15 protein-coding genes and 1 riboswitch are annotated in these 18077 nt (G+C 73.8%); of the genes, 8 read left to right on the forward strand and 7 right to left on the reverse strand.

Features of this window, described 5'->3' with window-relative positions; translation table 11 throughout:
• Positions 1–3 precede the first annotated feature (3 nt).
• Positions 4–1884, reverse strand: a complete 1881-nt coding sequence (locus tag ACFUJY_RS27280) for a sensor histidine kinase (protein ID WP_383304501.1) — start codon at positions 1882–1884, stop codon at positions 4–6.
• Between the two features lie 327 nt (positions 1885–2211).
• Positions 2212–3480, reverse strand: a complete 1269-nt coding sequence (locus tag ACFUJY_RS27285) for an MBL fold metallo-hydrolase (protein ID WP_383304503.1) — start codon at positions 3478–3480, stop codon at positions 2212–2214.
• Between the two features lie 367 nt (positions 3481–3847).
• Here ACFUJY_RS27285 and ACFUJY_RS27290 point away from each other — a divergent pair, with 367 nt between their 5' ends.
• The gene (locus ACFUJY_RS27290) at positions 3848–5056 is read left to right on the forward strand and encodes a Glu/Leu/Phe/Val dehydrogenase dimerization domain-containing protein (RefSeq protein ID WP_383304505.1); all 1209 of its coding nucleotides are present in this window, start codon (positions 3848–3850) and stop codon (positions 5054–5056) included.
• Positions 5057–5144: 88 nt separating this feature from the next.
• Complete coding sequence (locus ACFUJY_RS27295; protein ID WP_383304691.1) at positions 5145–5735, forward strand: TetR/AcrR family transcriptional regulator; 591 nt, start codon at positions 5145–5147, stop codon at positions 5733–5735.
• A gap of 27 nt (positions 5736–5762) precedes the next feature.
• Here ACFUJY_RS27295 and ACFUJY_RS27300 read toward each other — a convergent pair whose 3' ends face one another.
• On the reverse strand, positions 5763–6767 hold the full coding sequence (locus ACFUJY_RS27300) for a DUF6745 domain-containing protein (protein ID WP_383304507.1): 1005 nt from the start codon (positions 6765–6767) through the stop codon (positions 5763–5765).
• A 90-nt stretch (positions 6768–6857) separates the two neighbouring features.
• Positions 6858–7184, reverse strand: a complete 327-nt coding sequence (locus tag ACFUJY_RS27305; protein WP_018100127.1) for a hypothetical protein — start codon at positions 7182–7184, stop codon at positions 6858–6860.
• Between the two features lie 174 nt (positions 7185–7358).
• Between ACFUJY_RS27305 and ACFUJY_RS27310 the strand changes: the two genes are divergently transcribed.
• Genes ACFUJY_RS27310 through ACFUJY_RS27335 form a run of 6 tightly spaced genes read left to right on the forward strand, consistent with a single transcriptional unit; the run spans position 7359 to position 13502 of the window.
• Positions 7359–8306, forward strand: coding sequence for an STM4015 family protein (locus ACFUJY_RS27310; RefSeq protein ID WP_383304509.1), 948 nt, complete (start codon positions 7359–7361; stop codon positions 8304–8306).
• Positions 8307–8313: 7 nt separating this feature from the next.
• Positions 8314–9288, forward strand: coding sequence for an STM4015 family protein (locus tag ACFUJY_RS27315; protein ID WP_383304511.1), 975 nt, complete (start codon positions 8314–8316; stop codon positions 9286–9288).
• On the forward strand, positions 9269–10414 hold the full coding sequence (locus tag ACFUJY_RS27320) for an STM4014 family protein (protein ID WP_383304513.1): 1146 nt from the start codon (positions 9269–9271) through the stop codon (positions 10412–10414). Before ACFUJY_RS27315 ends, ACFUJY_RS27320 begins: the two co-directional genes overlap by 20 nt.
• Before the next feature lie 28 nt (positions 10415–10442).
• Positions 10443–11255 carry an STM4013/SEN3800 family hydrolase gene (locus tag ACFUJY_RS27325; protein WP_383304693.1) on the forward strand — a complete coding sequence of 271 codons (813 nt, stop codon included), beginning with the start codon at positions 10443–10445 and terminating at the stop codon, positions 11253–11255.
• Positions 11252–12601, forward strand: a complete 1350-nt coding sequence (locus tag ACFUJY_RS27330) for an STM4012 family radical SAM protein (protein WP_383304515.1) — start codon at positions 11252–11254, stop codon at positions 12599–12601. Before ACFUJY_RS27325 ends, ACFUJY_RS27330 begins: the two co-directional genes overlap by 4 nt.
• 7 nt (positions 12602–12608) lie before the next feature.
• A complete protein-coding gene (locus ACFUJY_RS27335; protein ID WP_383304517.1) occupies positions 12609–13502 on the forward strand; it encodes an STM4011 family radical SAM protein in 894 nt (297 codons plus the stop codon).
• Between the two features lie 18 nt (positions 13503–13520).
• Here the strand turns inward: ACFUJY_RS27335 and ACFUJY_RS27340 are convergent, their stop codons facing one another.
• From ACFUJY_RS27340 to ACFUJY_RS27350, 3 genes are all read right to left on the reverse strand, one after another.
• On the reverse strand, positions 13521–14375 hold the full coding sequence (locus ACFUJY_RS27340) for an SGNH/GDSL hydrolase family protein (protein WP_383304519.1): 855 nt from the start codon (positions 14373–14375) through the stop codon (positions 13521–13523).
• Positions 14376–14558: 183 nt separating this feature from the next.
• Positions 14559–15467: a peptidoglycan DD-metalloendopeptidase family protein gene (locus ACFUJY_RS27345; RefSeq protein WP_383304521.1), complete on the reverse strand. Its 909-nt coding sequence runs from the start codon at positions 15465–15467 to the stop codon at positions 14559–14561.
• A 3-nt stretch (positions 15468–15470) separates the two neighbouring features.
• Positions 15471–15631: riboswitch (cyclic di-AMP (ydaO/yuaA leader) on the reverse strand.
• A gap of 291 nt (positions 15632–15922) precedes the next feature.
• Positions 15923–18013: an alpha-galactosidase gene (locus tag ACFUJY_RS27350; protein WP_383304523.1), complete on the reverse strand. Its 2091-nt coding sequence runs from the start codon at positions 18011–18013 to the stop codon at positions 15923–15925.
• Positions 18014–18077 lie beyond the last annotated feature (64 nt).

The raw sequence follows: 18077 nt of genomic DNA on the forward strand, positions 1-18077 counted from the left end.
CATCTACTCCTTGATGGGGTTCGCTGCGAGTGGGTCGGGGTCACCGGCTCCGCGCAGTTGCGCGGGTGCGGCGGCGCCCCGGACGGGGAGCGGCCGGGCCGGTGCGGCCGGCTGGGCGGCCGTCGTCATGTGCGTGGCTCCGGCCGGGGGTTCGGGTGCGGGCTCCTGCTCGGCCTCGGCCCGGGCCTCGGCGAGGTCGATGCCGCGCCGGAAGGCGGCGACGAGACCGGGGTCGTGCAGGACGGCTTCCTCGTCGGACCTGGGCGCGGGGGCCTCCCTCAGCTGCGGGACCAGGTGCTCCTGGTGGGCGCGCCTGGGCAGCAGGGGCCGGTCGGCCGCGGCCTTCGCCGCGGTCGCGTCGTCGGACGCGGGCGCGGGCGCCGGAGCGGGCGCGGGCGGTACGTCGTCCGCCGGGCGGTCCACGCGTTCGGCGCGCAGCGGCAGCGGCGGGGCCTCGCCCCGGCGGGCCGGGCCGGGCGGGGGCGGGGTCCGGTGCGGGCCCGGCTGCTGGCTGGGGACGTAGGGCCGGAGTTCCGGCTCGGGGGCGGACGCCGGTTCGCGCGGTGCCGGGCGGTCCTCCAGGGGCGGCGGGCGGTGCACGGGTCCGGTGGGCGGGACGGGTGCTTCCTCGGTCGCGCCGGAGGCGTCCTCGTCGGCGCCGAGCAGGGTCTGCGGGAGGACCAGGACGGCCTGGGTGCCTCCGTAGATGTTGCTCTGCAGCCGCACGGCGATGCCGTGCCGCCGGGCCAGCGAGGCGACCACGAACAGGCCGATGCGGCCGTCCTGGAGGAGGCGGGCGACATTGACCTGGTCGGGGTCGGTGAGCAGGGCGTTCATCCGCTTCTGCTCGTCGCCCGGCATGCCGAGTCCGCGGTCCTCGACCTCCAGGGCGAGCCCGGCGGTGACGCGCTGGGCGCGCAGCAGGACCTGGGTGTGCGGGGCGGAGAACACCGTGGCGTTCTCCACGAGTTCGGCGAGGAGGTGGATGACGTCGGCCACGGCGTGCCCGCGCAGGGTGCCGTCGATCGGCGGGACCAGCTTGACCCGCGGGTACTGCTCGACCTCGGCGATCGCCGAGCGCAGCACCTCGGTCATGGTGACCGGGTTGCTCCACTGACGGCGGGAGACGGCGCCGCCGAGCACGGCGAGGTTCTCGGCGTGGCGGCGGATGCGGGTGGCGAGGTGGTCGACGTGGAAGAGGCCCTTGAGCAGGTCCGGGTCCTCGACCTCGTGCTCCAGCTCGTCCAGCAGCTGGATCTCGCGGTGCACGAGCGACTGGAGGCGGCGGGCGAGGTTGACGAAGACCTCGACCTTCTGGTCCTCGCCGCTGGGCTCGGAGAGCCGGGAAGCCTGGACGACGGCGGCCACGGCGGACTCCTGCTGGCGGCCCAGCTCCTGGGCCAGCAGTTCGAACGGGTCGCCGCCGGGCGGCGGGCTCTGCGGGGCGTGCCGGACGGGCACGGGCTCGCCGTTGCGCAGCTGTTCCACCACGCGTTGCAGTTCGGCCTGGCTCTGGGCGCTGGTCCGGCGCAGCGCGAGGCAGCGGCCGAAGACCGTGGTGGCGGCCCGGTTGGCGGCCAGGAAGGCGGCGAGGACCGCGGCGAGCGCGAGGGCGGTCGCCGAGCCGAGGGCGATCCAGAGTTCGGTGGACGGCCGTGCGTGGCCCGCGCGGGCGGTGAAGATGACGGCCGCGGCGCCGGCGAGGGCGACCGCGAGGGCCGGCAGCACGGCGGTGCGCAGGAGTTGAGGGCGTATGCGCGCCTCGGGGGTCGGGCGGGCCGCGCGTGGTCTGGCTGCGGCCGAGTGGGAACGGGCACCCGGTCGGCCGTGCCGCCCGCCCTCTCGTCGATCCGGTCGCGCGTCGGGTGCGCGAAGTTGAGACATCAGCGTCCTCGGTACGTGGGGCCCCAGGCATCTGCGTTCATGTGGTGGCACCTACGGTGGTCGGGCATTCTCGGGTCATCGGCCGGGCAGGCCCGGAGAATATGAGCCCACCGTTGATCACCGGACACATACGGTAGTCGTCAGAAGTGCGGGCCCGATGGGCAGTTGTGGAACTTGCCCGCCATCCGTCCCGCTCTGGTATGAGCGCTCGCACGGCCGACCGAATCCGCCCGCCCCATGCCACGCGCATGCACAGGAGGGCCCCCTCGACCGAAGCCGAGGGGGCCCTCCTGTGGATGCCTCGTCCGGGACGTACGCCTCCGGGGCTCAGGGCTGAGGTGTCCGGTCGCGTTCCCGGTCGGTTCCGGAGGCGGCGCCGGCCGCCCGGTCGTGCAGCGGTACGTGGACCGGGGGCCAGTTGCCCCAGCCGGGGGCGGGCTCGGTGGCCACGCCGCGCCACCACGGCTCGACGGGCGGCGGATCGGCGGGCTCGAACGGCTGGCCGGGGCGCGGGGCGACCATGGTGACGCCCACCGACCGGGTGGCGCGCATCGACCATTCGGCGGGCTCGGCCCACGGGTGCAGCGCGAGGTTGAACGTCCCCCAGTGGATCGGCAGCATGACGCCCGCCCCGGGGTCGTCGCCCTGGAGGTCGAGGTGGGCGCGCACGCCCTCGTCCGGGCTCATGTGGATGTCCGGCCAGGCGCCCGGTTCCGGCATGTCGTCCGTACGGTCCTTGGGCCAGAACTGGCTGTACGCCCCGATCTGGATCATGGTCGCGTCGAACGGGCCGTGCTCGGCGCCGATGGCCCGGAAGCCGGGGAAGTATCCGGTGTCGCCGCTGTGGTAGATGCGGTGCTCGGGTCCGGCTACGGCCCAGGAGGCCCAGAGGGTGTGCTGCTGGTTGCGCAGGCCGCGTCCGCAGAAGTGGCGGGCGGGGGTGGCGGTGAGGCTGATACCGGCGACCGTGGTGGTCTCGTTCCAGTCGAGCTCGCGGAGCCGGTCGGGCGCGACGCCCCAGCGCTCCAGGTGCGCGCCGACACCGAGCGGGACCGCGAAGACCGTGTCCGTACGGGCCAGGGCGCGGACCGTCGGGAGGTCCAGGTGGTCGTAGTGGTCGTGCGAGATCACCACCACGTCGACCGGCCCCAGGGCGCCGAGCGGCACGGGGGCCGGGTGCAGGCGGCGCGGGCCCGCAAAGGCGAAGGGGGAGCAGCGCTCGCCCCAGACCGGGTCGAACAGCACGCGCCGGCCGTCGATCTCGGCGAGGACGCCGGAATGCCCCATCCAGGTGATCCGGAGCCCGGAGGCGGGCGGCCGGGCGAGGTCGGCGACGGTCGTGGCGTGCACGGGCACCGGGGCGGCGGGGGCCCGGAGCACCCGCTCCTCCTTGCGGAAGTAGACCCGGGCGAACTCCAGGGTGGAACCGGAGGGCCTGATCCGCGCCCCCACCGGGTTCTGGAAGACGCCGTCGGCGAAGTTGGGGGAACGGCGGATGCGCTCCATGCGCGCGCCGTCCGGGTCGGCCCCGAAGGCAGCGGGGCGCAGCGCACGCAGCCGGGTGCGGAGCGGAAGCCTGTGGTCAGCGCCGGTCACGGGGTCTCCTGAGGAGTCGGGGTCGTCCCATTATGGACAAGGGGTACGACAGTGCGAGAGCGGAACAGCCGGGTGGGTGGCGTTCCGCACCGAGCGTTCCGCCGGCGTCACCGTCCGCACACGTGCCCGCCATCAGCACGCGGGAAGCCGCCTCGCCCCGGCCGGGAACCGGAACCGCGCCCTCCCCCGCCGTGCGCGCACCGGCGCGTTCCGGCCACCGGGGCCGCCCGGCGGCGGAGGCCGCGTTGACAGGGCCGCCCCCGGCTCCCGATACTGACCGGCGATTCAGTAAGGTGGGCCGCTGACACCGGCCCGCCGGACCGCCCGCCCAGGACCGCCCGCCGACAGTGACCCAGGAGCACTCCCGATGACGACGCCTCCGGTGTCCCCGCCCGCCCCGCTCATCTCGCTGACCTGGACCGACCACGCCACCGGATGCCGGGGCCACCTGGTGGTCGACCGGCTGGTGCGCGGGGTGTCCAGCGGCGGCCTGCGGATGCGCCCGGGCTGCACGCTGGAGGAGGTGGCCGGGCTGGCCCGGGGCATGACGATGAAGGAGGCCCTGCACTTCGACGCGGACCGGCCCGGGGCCCGCTACATACCCCTGGGCGGCGCCAAGGGCGGCATCGACTGCGACCCGCGCGACCCGGCGGCGTACGGCGTCCTGGTCCGCTATCTGCGGGCGATGCGCCCGTACATCGAGAACGTCTGGACGACCGGTGAGGACCTGGGCCTCTCCCAGGACCTGGTGGACCGAGCGGCGGCCGAAGCGGGGCTGGTCTCCACCGTGCAGGCCGTCTACCCGCTCCTTGAGGACGAGGCCGCGGCCCGGCGCCGGCTGGCCGACGCCTTCGCCCTGGAGGTGGACGGCATCGGACTGGACGAGCTGGTCGGCGGCTGCGGGGTCGCCGAGGCGGCACTCGCCGCGCTGGACCGGGACGGGGTCCCGTACGAAGGCGCCCGGGTGGCGCTCCAGGGGCTCGGGACCATGGGCGGGGCCACCGCCCGCTTCCTGTCCCGGGCGGGGCTTCGGGTGGTCGCCGTCGCCGACGTCAAGGGCACGATCGCGAACCCGGCCGGGCTCGACGTCGAGGCGCTGCTCGCCGCGCGGGACGCGCACGGCACCGTGGACCGGGGCGTCCTGCGGTCCGGCGACCGCGAGCTGCCGGCCGACGCCTGGCTCGTCCAGGACGCCGAGGTGCTGGTCCCGGCCGCCGTCTCCTACGCCGTGGACGCGGAGAACCAGGCCGGGATCAGGGCCCGTTGGGTCGTGGAGGCCGCCAACATGCCGGTGCTGCCGGAGGCGGAGGCGCTGCTCTCGGCACGCGGGATCACCGTGCTGCCCGATGTGGTGGTCAACTCCGGGACCAACGCCTGGTGGTGGTGGACCCTGTTCGGCGACATCGGGGCCGACGCGGGCGAGGCGTTCGCGCACACCCGGCGCGCGATGCGTGAACTGGTCGGCCTGGTCCTGGCCCGCGCGGAGGCGGACGGCTGCACCCCGCGGGCGGCGGCGCACGCGGTGGCCGCCGACCGGCTGCCGGTGATGGCGGAGCGCTTCGGCTGGTACCGCTGAGCGGTACCGCCGGTCCGCGCCCGGTCCGCCCGACGTTCCCCGGGCGGGCATTGGTTAGGGTGACCGCGTGGCAAGAGTGCGGTTGGGAGTGGCGGAGCGGCGCGAGGAGTTGCTGCGTGCCGCCGTCGAACAGATCGAGGTGCGCGGTGTCGCCGCCGTGCGCATCGCCGATGTGGCGTCCGTGCTCGGGGTGAGCAACGCCCTCGTGCTCTATCACTTCTCCACCAAGGAGAAGCTGGTGGCGGCGGCCTTCGCGCACGCCGCCGAGAGCGATCTCGCCCATCTGCGCAAACTGTTGGGCCGCCGCACGACCGCCGTGCGCCGGCTGCGCGCGGCCGTCCGCTGGTACGCGCCGACCGGCCAGGCCAAGGGCTGGCGGCTGTGGATCGAGGGCTGGGCGGCCTCCCTCCGTGACCCGGCGCTGCGCAATGTGGCCGGCGATCTCGACCAGCAGTGGAAGGCCGAACTGGCCGAGGTCATCGAGGAGGGCGCGGCGGCGGGCGAGTTCCACTGCGACGACCCGATGTCCGTGGCCTGGCGGCTGACCGCCCTGCTGGACGGTCTGGCCGTGCAGATGACCTCGTACAACGGTCCGCTGTCCCGGGCCACGATGCTGGAGTGGACCGAGCAGGCGCTCGCCCGTGAACTGGGCATCGACCACGAGGCCCTGACGGCCTGACCGCGTCCTCCCCCTCCCCTCCCCGGGTCAGGTCTGCTGGAGCGGCTCGTACACGTCGGCATGGAGCCCGAAGGTCCAGGCGACGCCCTCCCTGGCGGTCCTGGTGGCGGGCGGGACCCTCAGCCAGTACGTACGGTGGGTGCCGTCCGGCTCGGGCGTCGAGTTGACCACCTCCACCATGACGACGTCCTCGTCGTCGGCGAGGGCGATCCGCCACAGGATGCCCGTCTCGTCGCGGTGGACCGGTTCGGCGCCGGACTCGGCGAGGTAGCGGTCGTAGCCGTAGTACTCCAGCATCACGCGGCGCAGCTCCGCGTTCTCCTCGCCGCGGATGCGCTCGGGGGTCAGCGCGGCCAGCTCGTCCAGGAACTCCGGCGGCACCGGCATGCCGCGCCAGGCGTACAGGGCGAAGCCGTCCGGGTAGGACAGCGCCGGTCCGTCGCCCCGGTCGAGGCGGCCCGCCTCGTCGCGGTGCAGGGTCTCCGGACGCTCGCAGATCACCACGACCCGCTCGTAGGGCCACCACCAGCCCGCGTTCCGCGCCACCGCGGCCAGTCCGTCGAGCCGGTCGCCCCGGCCGTCGAACGCGGCGAGCCACGCCGCGTCGTGCTGCCCGAGGACCGCGTCGAGCAGGACCAGGCGCACCCGGGACTCGGCGTCCGGGTCCGCACCGGCGAGGTCGGCGACCACCCCGGCCCGTATCCGCTCGGCGAGGCCCGCCGTCGTCTCCCAGAGCTGGGCGCCGGTCGCCGACCAGAGGGCGGACCAGCCGGCCGGGCCCAACGCGTCGTACACCCGGCGCCGTTCCTCCGCCCAGGGGCGGGTGCGCACCTCGTCGCGGACGGAGCGCCCCGGACCGGTCAGCTTCCCGACGGCCTCCACGGCCTCCCTGGGCGAACCGGCCCAGACGAACTCCGCCGGCTCGGCGAGCCCCGCGCGGCGGTAGGCGAGCCGCACCCCGTCCTCGGCGGCCGCCCGGTCCGCCGCGCCCGTCGCCGCCGCCACGGCCCGCCAAGAGTCCACGTACTGCATCGGTTTCCCCGTCCCCTGTTTCCGCTGTTCCGCTCTGATGTCCCGGTCCCGCACCGTGCGGTCCCGCTGTCCTGCCCGTCCCGCCGTCGCTCAGTCGGCGACGATGCGGACCGCCCCCGGCGCGTACTCCCGCTGGCGCACCACACGGAACCAGCCCTGGGGCAGCGGGATCGTCGCGTGCTCCTCGTGGACGACGCGTCCGCCTTCGGGGAGGTGGAGCAGCATCGGGCCGAAGACCCCGCCTTCCCGGATCAGCCGGCCGGGCCCCGGCACGGCGTGCGCGTGTCCGGTCACCTCACCGAGCGCGAGCACCAGCCGGCCCCGCGCGTCGCGCAGTTCGCCCGCCGCCTCCAGGAGGTGCGCGGGCACCGCCGACTCCTCCAGTGGCACGATCAGCACATCGCCCTGCCGGTACACAGACGTCTCCCCTCCGCGGCGGCACCCGGTGTGCCGGCCACATCGAAAACGCTACGGCGGGGGTCTGACAATCGGCCGTCGGACCGTCCGGGGCGGGGGCGGTCGCCGCGTTGTCAGTGGGCCTTGATAGACCTTGCGGACATCGAACCGTCGCCGTCATCAGGAGCTCAGGGCATGTCCGTGGACCACCTGCACGAGTTGCTCGGCCTTCCGGCCGTCGATTTCCAGTCCGGCACGGAGGGCGGCCCCCGGCCCGCCGCCGATGCCGCCGCCTGGCGGGTGTCGATCGACGCCTACGAGGACGAGGGCACCTGGGAGGAGGAGTTCGACGCCTTTCTCGCGGAGGTCGATCCGGCGGGCGTCCGGGCCCTGATCATCGGGCAGTGGGGCGAGTCGTACGAGGAGAAGTCCTCGTACCCGATCGGTCTCGTCATCGCGGCCGCGGACCGGCTGACGTCGCTGGAGGCGGTGTTCGTCGGGGACCTGACGATGGAGGAGGCGGAGATCTCCTGGATCGAGCAGAGCGATGTGACGGCGCTGCTCGACGCCTTCCCCGCCCTGGTGGAGCTGGGCGTGCGCGGCGGCTCCGAGCTGGTGTTCCCGGCCGCGAAGCACGAGCGGCTGCGGGCGCTGACCATCGAGACGGGCGGGCTGCCGCGCGAGGTGGTGCGCGGTGTCCTGGAGAGCGAACTGCCCGCGCTGGAGCGGCTGGAGCTGTGGCTCGGCGTCTCGGCCTACGGCGGCGACGCGGACGTGTCCGACCTGGCGCCGCTGCTCGCCGGGACGCGTTTCCCCGCCCTGCACCACCTCGGCCTGCGCAACAGCGAGATCCAGAACGAGATCGCGGCGGCCGTCGCCTCGGCCCCGCTGGTGGCCCGGCTGCGCACCCTGGACCTGTCCTGCGGCACGCTCGGCGACGAGGGGGCGGCCGCCCTGCTGGAGGGCCAGCCGCTGACCCATCTCGACGTGCTGGACCTGCACCACCACTTCCTCACCGAGGCGATGGAGCGCCGTTTCACCGAGGCACTGGAGCCGCACGGCGTGCGGCTGGACCTCTCCGAGCGCTGCGAGCCGTGGGACAACCGGGGCCCGGCGGGCCGGTACGTCACGGTGTCGGAGTGACGGCGCGATGATCGACATCGATCACCCCTGCTCGTTCCACGGCATGCCCGTCTTCACCCTGCCGGGCCCGGGCGACGACAGCCCGCCGCCGGCGACGCCGCCCGCGGCGGACTCCGTGGCCTGGCGGCTGGAATGCGGCTGGGAGGGTCCGGAGTTCGCCGCCGTCTGGCAGCACTTCCTGGAGACGGTGGACCCGGCGCGGGTCCGGGCCCTGGTGATCGGCCCCTGGTGGCGGGACGACTACAGCCCGCTGGCTCCCGTGGTGGAGCGGATCGCCTCGGACGCGGCCCGTTTCCCGGCGCTGCGCGCTCTGTTCCTCGCCGATGTGGTGGGCGAGGAGTGCGAGGTGTCGTGGCTCCAGATGTGCGACATCACACCGGTGCTGCAGGCCTTCCCCCGGCTGGAGGAGCTGGTGGTACGCGGCGGTGGCAGCGGGCTCAACAAGGAGACGCTGGAGCTGGCCCCGGTGCGGCACGAGGCGCTGAAGGCCCTCCGCTTCGAGTCCGGCGGTCTGCCCGGTCATATCGTGCGCGCGGTCGGCGCCTGCGCGTTCCCGGCGCTGGAGCGGCTGGAACTGTGGCTCGGCTCCCAGTGGTACTCGGGCGACGCCACGGTGGCGGACATGGCTCCGCTGCTGTCCGGGGGCGGTTTTCCCCGGCTGCGTCATCTCGGGCTCCAGAACAGCGAGATCCAGGACGAGATCGCCGTGGCGGTCGCCTCCGCCCCGGTCGTCGCGCAGCTGGAGTTCCTGGCGCTCTCGATGGGCACCCTCAGCGACGCGGGGGGCCTGGCCCTCCTCGAAGGACAGCCGCTCACCCATCTCAGCGGCCTGGACCTGCACCACCACTACCTCGGAGACGAGGTGATGGAGCGTTTCAGGCAGCTGTCCGAGCGCCACGACGTCCACGTCGACCTCTCCGAGGTGGACGACTGGGACCCCGACGACGAGGACGAGCCCCGCTATGTCGCGGTCAGCGAGTAGTGGTCCGCCGCGTCTCGCGGTCGTCGGCAACCCGGGCAGCCGGCGGGTGGCCCTCTTCCAGGACGCCGTGGCCGCCGCCGGTCTGCCCGAGGCGCGTACGGTCCCCTGGCTCGGCGTACTGGGGGGCGGGGCGCGCTTCCTGCCCGGGGAGACCGTGCGCATCGAGTCACCGGGCGAGGACGCCGAGGTGGACCGGCTGCTGCGCGGGGCCGACGACCCGACGCGGGTGGAGGGTTCGGCGCTCTGGTACGCACGGTTCACCGCCGCCGTACGCGAGGTGGCGCGCGCCGCCGAGGAGGCCGGCGCCCGCCTGCTCGACGGCCCGGCGGACATCGCGGCGCTCTTCGACAAGCGGCTGTGCCACGGGGTGCTGGACGCGGCCGGGGTGCCCGTCCCCGCCTCGCCGACCTCGGGACCGGCCGGGGCGCCCGTGCGCGGCTGGGACGACGTGCGGGACCTGATGGCCGCCCACCGCATGCCCCGGGTGTTCGTGAAACCGGCGCACGGTTCGTCGGCCTCCGGTGTGCTGGCCGTGGAGACGGCCGGCGGGGGCCGGGTCCGGGCGGCCACCTCCGTGGAGCGGGACCCGGCCGGCCGGCTGTACAACTCGCTGCGGGTCCGCCGGTGCACGACGGAGCGCGAGGTCGCGGCGGTGATCGACGCGCTGGCGCCCGACGGGCTGCACATCGAGCGCTGGCTGCCCAAGGCCACCCAGCGGGGCCGGGCCGCCGACCTGCGCGTCGTCGTGGTCGCCGGCCGGGCCACCCACGCGGTGGTGCGCACCAGTGCTTCACCGATGACCAATCTGCATCTGGGCGGGGCGCGCGGCGACCTGGCCGGGGTGCGGGCGGCCGTCGAGGCGGCGGGAGGCCGTTGGGGCGAGGCCCTGGCGATCTGCGAGCGGGCCGCCGCCGCCTTCCCGGACACCCTGTGCGTCGGCGTCGACCTGCTGCCCCTGACCGGCTGGCGGCGCTTCGCCGTCGGCGAGGTCAACGCCTTCGGGGACCTGCTGCCTCACCTCACCGGTCTGCCCGGCAGCGACGCCGAGGGCCTGGACACCTACGCGGCGCAGATCGCCGCCGTACTGGAACGAGCAAGGAACGACCGTGTCAGCACCACCCCCTGAGCGCCACCCGGCCCCCTGCGACCCCGATATGAGCGAGGTCGTGGGCAGCCACGACCTGCTGTTCGTCACCCTGGACACCCTGCGGTACGACGTCGCGGCCGAGCTGGCCGCCGCCGGGCGCATCCCGAATCTGGCCCGGCACCTGCCGGGCGGTGTCTGGGAGGAGCGGCACGCTCCGGGGAGCTTCACGTACGCCTCCCACCAGGCGATGTTCGCGGGGTTCCTGCCCACCCCGGCCGCGCCCGGGCCGCATCCCCGGCTGTTCGCCGCCCGGTTCGCCGGCAGCGAGACCACGGCGGAGCGCACCTTCGTGTTCGACACCCCGGACCTGGTGTCGGGGCTCGCGAAGGAGGGGTACCGCACGGTGTGCGTCGGCGGTGTCGGCTTCTTCAACCTCCGGGGGGCGCTGGGCTCGGTGCTCCCCGGGTTGTTCCAGGAGGCGCACTGGGAGCCGGAGTTCGGCGTGGCGTCGCCCACCTCGTTCGAGGCGCAGGTGACCCGCGCCGAGGAGGTGGTCGCCGCCCTGCCGGCCGAGCAGCGGCTGTTCCTCTTCGTCAACGTCTCCGCGCTCCACCAGCCGAACTGGTTCCACCGGGCCGGGGCGACCCGCGACGCCGGTGACAGCCGTGCGACGCACGCCGCGGCCCTGGAGTACGTGGACGCCCACATCGGCCGGCTCTTCGCCGCCGTGAGCAGCCGCCGCCGCGCCTTCGCCGTCGTCTGCTCCGACCACGGCACGGCCTACGGCGACGACGGCTACACCGGTCACCGGCTCGGCCACGCGTCCGTCTGGACCGTCCCGTACGCCCACTTCTTCCTGGAACCGGGGACCGCCCGATGACGCTGACACACACGGTCCGCCCGTACGAGAGCTATGTGTACGCCTACCCGCACAAGACGGCGTACCGGCCGCTCGCGGAGCAGCCCGGCGGGCGGCCGGCGCTGGACGAGCTGTGGGCGGGGGAACGCAAGGACGCGCTCTCCCTCTACCTGCACATCCCGTTCTGCGAGGTCCGCTGCGGCTTCTGCAACCTCTTCACCCGGATCGGTGCCCCCGACGAGCTGACCTCGCGCTATCTGGACGCGCTGGACCGGCAGGCGGGTGCCGTGCGGGAGGCGCTGGGCGACGCCGAGCCGGTGCGGTTCGCGGCGGCGGCGTTCGGCGGGGGCACGCCCACCTTTCTGACGGCGGGTGAGCTGGAGCGGCTGTGCGACATCGCGGAGAAGCGGATGGGCGCCGATCTGCGGTCCGTTCCGCTGTCCGTGGAGACGTCCCCGTCCACCGCGACGGCCGACCGGCTCGCCGTGCTCGCCGCGCGGGGCGCGACCCGGATCAGCATCGGGGTGCAGAGCTTCGTGGAGGCCGAGGCGCGCGCGGCGGTGCGCCCGCAGCACGCGGCCGACGTGGAGCGGGCGCTCGGGCTCATCCGGGACACCTCCGTACCGGTGCTCAACATCGATCTCATCTACGGCATCGACGGCCAGACCGAGCGGAGCTGGCGGACCTCGCTGGACGCGGCGCTGCGCTGGCGGCCGGAGGAGCTGTACCTCTACCCGCTGTACGTGCGCCCGCTGACCGCCCTCGGCCGGCGCTCCCCCGGCGAGGCCGACGCGGACTGGGACGCACAGCGCCTGCGCCTGTACCGGGCCGGCCGCGACCACCTCCTGGCCCACGGCTACGAGCAGGTGTCGATGCGGATGTTCCGCCGCGCCGACGCCCCGTGCGCGGAGGGGCCCGACGACTACGCCTGCCAGACGGACGGCATGATCGGCCTGGGCTGCGGTGCCCGTTCCTACACCTCGCGGCTGCACTACTCCTTCGACTACGCGGTGCGGATGACCGAGGTCCGGGGCATCATCGACGCCTACACGGCCACCGAAGACTTCTCCCGCGCCGAGGTCGGGCGGTACACCGACGGGGACGAGGCGCGCCGCCGCCACCTCCTCCAGTCGGTGCTCCAGGCGCGGGGCATGCCCGTGGCCGAGTACCGCGAGCGGTTCGGCACCTCGCCGCACGAGGACTTCCCCGAGGAGCTGGCCCGGTTCGAGGCCCGGGGCTGGCTCGACACGGAGGCGCAGGGGCTGCTGCGGCTGTCGCCCGAGGGGCTGGCGTACTCCGACGCGCTGGGCCCGGAGCTCTTCTCCCCCGCCGTGCGGGCCGCGATGGCCGCGTACGAGCTGAAGTGAGTCATCCGTGGACCTGACCATTCTCTACCGGGGACCGCTCGCCTCCTGCGACTACGACTGCCCGTACTGCCCGTTCGCCAAGCGGCGCGACACCCCGGAGCAGCTGCGGGCGGACCGGGCGGCGCTCGAACGGTTCACCGCGTGGGCGGCGGCACAGACCGGCGACCGGATCTCGGTGCTGTTCACACCGTGGGGCGAGGGCCTGGTGCGCTCCTGGTACCGCCGGGCGATCGTGGAGCTGGCGGGCCTCCCGCACATACGCCGGGTCGCGATCCAGACGAATCTGAGCGGCCGGACGCGGTGGCTGGCCGAGGCACCGGAGGCGGCCCGCGAGCGGATCGCGCTCTGGTGCACGTACCACCCGGGGCAGACGCCGTACGAGCGCTTCCTCGGCCGGTGCGCGGAGCTGCGGGACCTCGGGGTCCGGCACAGCGTGGGCGTCGTGGGGTTCGACGCCCATCTCGGCGAGGCGCGACGGCTGCGCGCGGCGCTCGCGGACGACGTCTACCTCTGGGTCAACGCCGCCGAGGGGCACACCTACACGGACGAGGAGGCGGAGCGGTGGACGGCGATCGATCCGCTGTTCCCGTACAGCCGCCATCCGCACCGCTCGGCGGGGCTGCCCTGCCGGACCGGTGAGTCGGTGATCTCGGTGGACGGGGAGGGCACGGTGCGCCGCTGCCACTTCGTCCGGGCGGAGCTGGGCAATCTGTACGACGGGAGCTACCGGCGGGCGCTGGCGCCGCGGGCCTGCCCGCTGGCCGTCTGCGACTGCCACATCGGGTATGTGCACCTGGAGACGCTGCCGCTGTACGACGTCTTCGCGGGCGGTGTGCTGGAGCGGATACCGGCGGCGCTGCCGCTGTCCCCGGTCGCCGCGACGCGGTCGCGGGGCGACTGAGGACAGCGGAGGGGCTGGTCAGAGCGGCAGCAGGTCCGGCCGCTTCGGCTCGACGTGGTCCCCGGAGGACTCGCCGCGCAGCCGCCGTCCGATCCACGGGACCAGGTATTCGCGCGCCCAGTGGATGTCGTCGCGGCGGATCTCCAGCGTGCCGCGCGGGGGCTGCGGCGGCCACGGCTGGTCCGGGTCGGCCGGCACGTCGAGGCCGAGGACCTGGGCGGCGCGGAGCGCGACCCGGGTGTGGCCCTCGGGCGACAGGTGGAGCCGGTCGCCGTCCCAGGCGCGCCGGTCCTGCACCGAGCGCAGCGACCACAGGTCGAGGACCGGGCAGTCGTAGCGGTCGGCGATGGCCCGGACGTGGGCGGTGTAGGTGGCGATCTTGCCGCGCAGATGGCGCAGCACGGGGACGCCACGGGTGTCGAAGCCGGTGGTGACCATGACGGTGCCGACCGACCGCGTGAGGTCGGCGACCGCCCGCTCGAAGCGTTCGGCCACGTCGTCCGGGTCGGTGCCCGGCCGGATGATGTCGTTGCCGCCGGCGCAGAAGCTCACCAGATCGGGGGCGAGTTCCTTGGCGCGGGGCACCTGCTCCTCGACTATCTGGTCGAGGAGGCGTCCTCGTACGGCGAGATTGGCGTACCGGAAGTTCCCGTGCGCGGACGCGGGTGAGCCCATGGGGCCCGCCGGTGTGCCGGGCTCGGGAAGCCGGTCCGCGAGGAGTACCGCGAGCCGGTCGGCCCAGCCGACGAATGTTCCGTCCGGGCCGGGGTCGCCGACTCCCTCGGTGAAGCTGTCGCCAATCGCCGCGTACGACCCGATGGCGCCCGGTCGGCCGATGACGCCCTGTTGGATGTTGTTCGAATCGTCTGCCACAAACGCATATCCTGCACCCCGGAATGTGACCTACGCGACCGTAATAAGGGGTTGACGGGGGGTGAGATAAACCACCCGGCCAGTTTTCGGTAAAGAGGGAATAAGCAGAGGGACGGAGTGCCGTTGCACTCCGTCCCTCTGCGCCGTTCAGTGACCCGGATCACCGGGCCGGTACCGCCTGGATCAGACGTAGATCCCGTGCGACGCCAGGTAGGCGATCGGGTCGACGTCCGAGCCGTACTCCGGGCCGGTGCGGACCTCGAAGTGGAGGTGCGGGCCGGTGGCGTTGCCGGTGGAGCCGGAGAGGCCGACCTGCTGGCCCGCGGTCACGGTCTGGCCCGCCGAGACGGAGAGCGAGGACATGTGGCCGTACTGGGAGTAGTGGCCGTCGGCGTGCTTGATGACGACCTGGTTGCCGTAGGCGCCGCCCCAGCCGGCGGTGACGACGGTGCCGGAGGTGATCGCCTTCACGCTGGTGCCGGTGGCGACGGGGAAGTCGATGCCGGTGTGGCTGCCGCTGGACCAGTTGGCGCCGGAGGCGCGGTAGGCGGTGGTGTGGTTGCCCGGAACCGGGTGGACGTAGCCGGAGGCGTTGTCCTGGGCGGCCGGGGCCTCGGTCGTGGCCTCGGTCTTCGTCTCGACCTTGGTCTCGGCCTTGGGCGCGGCCTTCGTCTCGGCCTTCTTCGCCGGCTTGGCGGGGGCCTCGGACGGGGTGGCGGCGGGGGCCGACTTGGCGCCGAGGGTCAGCTTCATGCCCGGGAAGATCAGGCTCGGGTTCTCGCCGACGACCTCACGGTTGTCCTGGTACAGCTTCTGCCAGCCGCCCTTGAGGTGGTGCTGGGCCGCGATCTTCGACAGGTAGTCGCCGGAGACCACGGAGTAGGTGGTGGTGCCGGTGCTCTTCGCGGGCTTGGCCGGGGCGGTGTGCGTGGCGGCCGACTTCGACGTGGCCGGGGCGGACTGCTCCGCGGCGTGGGCGCCGGTGGCGCCGAGCAGCGGAAGCGCGATGACGGCGCCGCCGGCGCTCGCGGCGACGACGCCGCGGGCTATGGCGCTGGACTTGGGACGGCGGTGCTTACCCGAGTTGGGCATGAAGAATTTCCTCTCCGGCGCCTGCGAGGTGAGCTGTCGGGTTCGGGCTGGAGATGCCCGGCCGCGCCTGGCACGGCTTCACCCCTAGCCGTCCGGTCGTCCCGGTCGGCGGCTTACCTGGTTCCCCCGCTCCTGCCACACGGTGAAGTGGGTGCGAATTCCGGACGGCGGCAGGATTGGGCGTTCCATCCGGATGGACATGGAACGTAAGCGAGCCGGGACGACGGAAACAAGCCACAGGTGCGGCACCGGATTCCGCATCGGAATTGCGGCCCGGAATTCCGGTCACACTCCGTGGATTACGGATCTTGACTTTCCGCGCGGCGCGGGGACTACCCGGCCGGGGCGTCACCACACACCGTCACGGATATGATCCCGCTCACGAGCGGGTGATCATCCCCCGCACAACCGGGGCAGTTTGGCCATAACGCATCAATACGGACATGGCATGGCCGTCATCCGCGGCGCAGCCGCACCACCTGCGCGTCCAGGTCGCCGCGCAGCCCCGTCCGCAGCCCGTGATGCGTCAGCACCGACCCGTGGTGCACCGCCCCCGTGTCCAGGCAGGTGTACGTCGCCTCCGGGTCGAGCCCGCGCAGTCGCAGCGCCGGCGGTTCTTCCCCGTACCGCTGCGCGTGGAGCCACGCCAGCACGACGGTGTCCGCGCCCCGTACGTACTGCACGGCGCTGAGCCCGGGGCCCGGCGCGCGCAGCCGGTACAGGTCGCCCAGCTGCACGACCGGGCGGATCTCCTTGTACAGCTCCACCCACCCGCGCGCCTCGTCCAGCTCGGCCGGGCCCCACTCGGTGAGGTCCCCGCCGATCCCCAGCACCCCGGCCATGGCGCTGACGAACCGGAAGCGCAGCGAGGAGCGGCGGCCGTTCAGCTGCACGTTCGGGCTGTCGGTGACCCAGGCCGCCATCACGCGCGCCGGGTGGATCTGTCCGAAGCCGTCCTGGATGGCGAGGCGGTCCAGCGGGTCTGTGTTGTCGGACGTCCAGACCTGGTCCGTACGGGAGAGGATGCCGAGGTCGATCCGGCCACCGCCGCCCGAGCAGGACTCGAAGGCGACGCCGGGGTGGGCGGCGCGCAGCCGGTCGATCAGCTCGTAGAGGCCGTCCACGTGCTCGGTCCACAGTCGCTGCGGGTAGTCGGCGCCCGGCCAGCCGGCGTCCGAGAAGCAGCGGTTGAAGTCCCATTTCACGTAGTCGACGGGCGTGCCGGAGAGCAGGGCGTCCAGGCTCTCCCACAGGTACGCCCGCACATCGGGGCGGGCCAGGTTGAGGACCAGCTGATTGCGGAATTCGGTGCGTGCCCGGCCGGGGAAGTGCTGGACCCAGTCGGGGTGGGCGCGATAGAGATCGCTGTCGGGGTTGACCATTTCCGGCTCGACCCAGATCCCGAACTTCATACCGAGGCCGTGCACATGGCGGGCGAGCGGCCCGAGGCCGTCGGGGAAGCGCTCCGGGTTCGGCGTCCAGTCGCCGAGCCCGGCCCGGTCGCTCACCCGCTGTCCGAACCAGGCGTCGTCGACGACGAACAGCTCGACGCCCATCGCGGCGGCACGTTCGGCCAGCGCCCGCTGCTGGTCCTCCGCGATGTCGAAGCCGGTGGCCTCCCAGGAGTTGTAGAGCACCGGACGCGGCTCGGAGGCGTCCGGGACGACATGGGCGAGCTGCCAGGCGTGCCAGGCGCGGCTCGCCCCGCCGAAGCCGCCGGGGCTCCACAGCCCGGCGAAGACCGGGCTGGTGTACGACTCCCCCGGCGCGAGCCGCAGCAGCCCGGAGTCGTCGTGGCCGGCGCCGCCGGTGATCTGGACGAGCCCGTCGGGCAGCCGCTGCACGGCGATGCGCCAGGAGCCGGACCAGCCGAGCGCGCAGCCGTAGACCTCCCCGGTCTCCTCGGTGGCGGCGCCGTCCGCGTCGAGGGCGACCCAGGGCAGGCCCTGGTGGCCGGTGTGACCGCGCCGGCTGGAGAGCAGGTGTTCCCCGTACGCGAGCTCGGTGCGCTCCAGCTGGGTCTCCGCCGCCCAGCGGCCGTGCAGCCGGCTGAGCCGCCAGCCGTCGCGGGCGGGCAGCGCCCAGGCCGCCGCGTCGGCGCGCAGCAGTTCCAGGGGCGGGCCGTCCGGCCCGGTGCAAGTGAGCGTGCTCCAGCGTTCGACGACGTCGGAGTCGTCCCGCATCCGGTAGTGCAGCGTGATCGCGAGGCGGTGCACCGGGTCGTCGAAGGAGAGCCGCAGCTCGTCGCCGTCCACCGCGTCGCCGGCGAAGACCCACGCGGTGCCGCGCACCTCCTCGGTGCGCACCGACAGGGCGGGGCGGACGAACCGGGGGCCGCCCTCCACCGGGTACTCCTCACGGCCGTCGAGCGGGGACTCGAAGCCCCGGTCGGGCGGTGCGGGCGCCGCGGCCAGAGCCTGGGCGGCGGCCAGGGAGATGCGCGGGCCCCAGTGCAGGTGCAGCAGTTCGTGCCGCTCGGTGAGACGCAGGGCGTAGCTCCCGCCCGCCCCCGTCAGCAGCCAGATCCGGTCGCCGGTCTCGATCATCGCGCCCCCGTCCGCACACCCTCGACGGATTCCCACAGGTCCGCACATCATCGACCGTCCGGAG

The sequence above is a fragment of the Streptomyces sp. NPDC057249 genome, from assembly GCF_042669245.1.
Classification (GTDB): Bacteria; Actinomycetota; Actinomycetes; order Streptomycetales; family Streptomycetaceae; genus Streptomyces.

Coding starts and splice junctions, on each gene's coding strand:
- ACFUJY_RS27280 (WP_383304501.1), bottom strand. CDS start 1,884: ATGTCTCAACTTCGCGCACCCGACGCGCGACCGGATCGACGAGAGGGC.
- ACFUJY_RS27290 (WP_383304505.1), top strand. CDS start 3,848: ATGACGACGCCTCCGGTGTCCCCGCCCGCCCCGCTCATCTCGCTGACC.
- ACFUJY_RS27300 (WP_383304507.1), bottom strand. CDS start 6,767: ATGCAGTACGTGGACTCTTGGCGGGCCGTGGCGGCGGCGACGGGCGCG.
- ACFUJY_RS27310 (WP_383304509.1), top strand. CDS start 7,359: ATGTCCGTGGACCACCTGCACGAGTTGCTCGGCCTTCCGGCCGTCGAT.
- ACFUJY_RS27315 (WP_383304511.1), top strand. CDS start 8,314: ATGATCGACATCGATCACCCCTGCTCGTTCCACGGCATGCCCGTCTTC.
- ACFUJY_RS27320 (WP_383304513.1), top strand. CDS start 9,269: ATGTCGCGGTCAGCGAGTAGTGGTCCGCCGCGTCTCGCGGTCGTCGGC.
- ACFUJY_RS27325 (WP_383304693.1), top strand. CDS start 10,443: ATGAGCGAGGTCGTGGGCAGCCACGACCTGCTGTTCGTCACCCTGGAC.
- ACFUJY_RS27330 (WP_383304515.1), top strand. CDS start 11,252: ATGACGCTGACACACACGGTCCGCCCGTACGAGAGCTATGTGTACGCC.
- ACFUJY_RS27345 (WP_383304521.1), bottom strand. CDS start 15,467: ATGCCCAACTCGGGTAAGCACCGCCGTCCCAAGTCCAGCGCCATAGCC.
- ACFUJY_RS27350 (WP_383304523.1), bottom strand. CDS start 18,013: ATGATCGAGACCGGCGACCGGATCTGGCTGCTGACGGGGGCGGGCGGG.